Annotated in this window: 1 pseudogene; it reads right to left on the reverse strand. The window is 63.2% G+C overall.

Going from position 1 to position 749, the window contains the following annotated elements:
* Positions 1-749 (reverse strand): annotated as a pseudogene (locus tag ACZYSM_RS29250) (RND family transporter); the annotation flags it as partial.

Here is a 749-nt window from a genome sequence, read left to right on the forward strand (position 1 = left end):
TTCAGGGCACGCTCGGCTGCCTTGCGCCCGACGCCGATGTAGGACAGCGACACCGGCATCAGCAGCAGGGAGGTGAAGATCAGCACGGCCACGCCGATGCTGGCGGTGATGGCCAGGTCCTGGATCACCGGGATGTCGATCAGCATCAGCACCGCGAAGCCCACCGCGTCGGCCAGCAGCGCGGTAACGCCGGCAATGAACAGGCGGCGGAAGGTGTAGCGCGCGGCGATCAGCTTGTGGGTGCCACGGGCGATGTCCTGCATGATGCCGTTCATCTTTTGCGCCGCATGGGACACGCCGATGGCGAAGATCAGGAACGGCACCAGCACCGAGTAGGGATCGATGGCGTAGCCCAGCCAGGCGACGATGCCCAGTTGCCAGACCACCGCGACCAGCGAGCAACCGACCACCAGCAGGGTGCTGCGCACACAACGGGTATAGAAGTAGATGATGACCAGCGAGGTGACCACGGCCAGGCCGAAGAACATCATCACCTTAATCAAACCATCGATCAGGTCGCCCATCAGTTTGGCGAAACCGATCACCCGTACCTTGTAATGCCCCTTGCCCTCTGCCCCGGCCTTGCGCGCGGCGCTGTCGCCAGCGAATTCGATCTTGTCGCGCAGCTGCTCTTCGAGCACCCGCGAGAACTGGTGGTAGTTGATGCCCTGGCCGGTGGCCGAGGTCTTGTCCAGCAGTGGCACGATCAGCATGCTGGATTTGAAATCGCTGGCCACCAGGCTGCCGAC

Source organism: Pseudomonas sp. F220 (genome assembly GCF_057813935.1).